Annotated in this window: 3 protein-coding genes; 2 read left to right on the forward strand and 1 reads right to left on the reverse strand. The window is 63.0% G+C overall.

From position 1 onward, the window contains the following. A partial coding sequence (locus tag V7Q81_RS15570) for a PrpR N-terminal domain-containing protein (RefSeq protein ID WP_333845154.1) occupies positions 1–1,264 on the reverse strand: 1,264 nt, incomplete at its 3' end. A gap of 323 nt (positions 1,265–1,587) precedes the next feature. On the opposite strand from V7Q81_RS15570, the gene prpB reads away from it, so the two are divergent. Both prpB and V7Q81_RS15580 read left to right on the forward strand, forming a co-directional pair. Further along, positions 1,588–2,478 (forward strand): methylisocitrate lyase, encoded by an 891-nt coding sequence (gene prpB, locus V7Q81_RS15575; RefSeq protein WP_333845156.1) that lies wholly within the window; start codon positions 1,588–1,590, stop codon positions 2,476–2,478. Next, a partial coding sequence (locus V7Q81_RS15580) for a citrate/2-methylcitrate synthase (RefSeq protein ID WP_333845158.1) occupies positions 2,475–2,737 on the forward strand: 263 nt, incomplete at its 3' end. The genes prpB and V7Q81_RS15580, both read left to right, overlap by 4 nt.

Genomic DNA, 2,737 nt, shown 5'->3' on the forward strand with positions numbered 1-2,737 from the left:
CGGATTCGATCAAACCGATTTTCCCGCCCCGGCGCGAGCCGGTGAAGGCCCCCTTCTCGTGGCCGAACAGCTCGCTCTCCAGCAGGGTTTCGGGAAAGGCAGCGCAATTGATGGGGACGAAGGGATGATGGCGGCGGGGGCTCGCATTGTGGATCCCCTGGGCGATGAGCTCCTTGCCCGTGCCGCTCTCTCCCGTGATCAGGACGGTGGCATCGGTTTTGGCGTACTGGGCGGCGAGGCGCTTTGCCTGGAGCAAGGCAGGGGAGATGCCCACGATCTGATCTAGCTCGTGTTTGGCCACGAACTTGCGGGGTCGATGCTGGGCACGGATGCTGCGGTCCACCCGCTGGATGGTGCTGGAGTCCTGGCAGGTGAGCACCGCCCCGGTCTGGGCGCCGTGGGCGCGAATGGGAATGCAGTGGGTCACCACCGTGCGGTTGCCGATGCGCTGGATGCGCTCGCGCTCGCTCACGCCCCCTTGAAGGGTGCGTTCCAGCCCCAGCCCGGGGGCGACTTCCTGCACCGGCTTGCCCAGAGCTGCCCCGGCCTCGAGCCCGAGGAGTCGTTCCATCGCCGGGTTGACCGACTGAATGCGGCCGTGCATGTCTACGGCGATCACTCCTTCGTGCAGGTGGCGCAGTATGCCGTTCAGCCATTCTCGCTGGGCTTCCTGGAGGCGCTGAAGCCGGGCGATCTCAATGGCGTCGTCCAAGGCCTTGCGGGCGGAATGGGGGGAGTAAAGGAACACGCCCACCAGTCCCTGCTCCTCTGCCAGCCGGGTGATCATGCTGGAGCCCACGATGACCTGGAAGCCTTTGGCCGCCAGCTTCTTCACCCGCTCCCGAGCGTCGTAGGGGGTGGTGTAGGTATACTGCTCGATGTCCAGATTGAGCAGTTCCTTCACCTCCTCCAGCTCGGCCCGAATCGCCTGGAAGCTGAAGATGGCGATGCGCGGGGAGACTTCTCGAGCCTCCCGCAGGGCGCGCAGGATGTCGAATCCGGTGACCTGGAGCAGCACCACCGGCGCATCTAGCCGGTTGCGCAGATAGGCGCCGCTCGCCCCCGCCGAGACGAACACATCCACTTCGCTCGCCCGGATAAGGTTGCGGGCACTCGCCAGCGCTTCGGCGAACACCTGGTTGACGATGCGCACCTGCGCCTGGGCCTCGTAGGCGGAGAGAAGGGGAGGGAGCAGACGGGTGAAACTGGAGCCGATGGCGCAAATGCGGGGCCTGGGCGTGAGGGTCGCAGCGCTGAAATCCATCGCGTTTCTCCGGTGCGGGGTATCGAGGACGAGGGCAACAAAAGAAGCAAGCGAAGGCTAACCTAGATGTTCCACGCGGGCAATAGCATTTGTTTCTATCATGAAACGTAATTGGAACCGACGCTCCTCCAGGGGTTCCGCGCACTCAAATTTATATTTTCAATGGTGACAAGTTCTTGTAGATGACTTTTAAGTCGAAGTTCAAGTGAAATCCAGGGTGGTACGCCCCTTGCCAAGGAAACAAACAAGGGAGCGCAGCGATGCCGGAATCTTTCCGCCCGTGCAATTTTTCTGGAAATTGAATTGATTGGGACGAAAACTTGATGAGCGACCTGATTTCGGCAGGCGCCCGCTTCCGGGCCGCCTTGGAGGCAGAGCAACCCCTGCAGGTGGTGGGCACCATCAACGCCTATTGCGCTTTGCTGGCGCAACGGGCGGGTTTTCGCGCCCTCTATTTGTCAGGGGGGGGCGTCGCCGCTGCGTCCCTGGGGCTGCCAGACCTGGGCATCAGTACCCTGGACGACGTGCTCACGGACGTGCGCCGTATCACCGATGCCTGCCCGCTGCCTTTGCTGGTGGATGCCGATACGGGCTTCGGCAGCGCCTTCAACATCGCCCGCACGGTGAAATCTCTCATCAAGTTCGGTGCGGCAGCCATGCACATCGAGGACCAGGTACAGGCCAAGCGCTGCGGCCACCGGCCCGGCAAGGAGATCGTTTCGCGGGAGGAAATGGTGGATCGGATCAAGGCGGCGGTGGACGCCCGCACCGATGCCCAGTTCATCATCATGGCCCGCACCGACGCTCTGGCGGTGGAGGGGCTGGAGGCCGCCATCGAGCGGGCCTGTGCCTTCGTGGAGGCTGGAGCGGACATGATCTTTCCCGAGGCGGTGACCGAGCTGGATCACTATCGCCGGTTCGCGCAGGCGGTAAAAGTGCCGATTCTGGCCAACATCACCGAGTTCGGCCGCACGCCTCTTTACACGGTGGAGGAGCTGCGTAGCGCCGGCGTGGGGATCGCCCTGTACCCCTTGTCCGCGTTTCGCGCTGCAGCGAAGGCCTCCCAGGACGTCTACGAGACACTGCGGCGCGAGGGCACCCAGGCCAGGATGCTCCCGACGATGCAGACGCGGGATGAACTCTACCAGGTCCTGAATTATCACGTTTTCGAAGCCAAGCTGGATGCGTTGTTTGCGAAGGAGAAAAGTCGATGACGGTACCCGGTCTGGACTCCGTGGGCAAGCCCAAGAAGTCGGTGGCGCTGTCGGGGGTAGTGGCGGGCAATACGGCGTTGTGTACGGTGGGGCGTACGGGGCGGGATCTTTATTATCGGGGCTATGACATTTTGGAGTTTGCGGACCGGGCGGAGTTTGAGGAGGTTGCGCATCTTTTGGTGCATGAGCGTTTGCCCACGCGTGGGGAGTTAGAGGGCTACAAGGCGAAGCTGAGGGCTCAGCGGGGGCTGCCGGCGGT

Origin of the sequence: Pelomicrobium sp. (assembly GCF_036803785.1) — a bacterium.
GTDB lineage: Bacteria > Pseudomonadota > Gammaproteobacteria > Burkholderiales > UBA6910 > Pelomicrobium.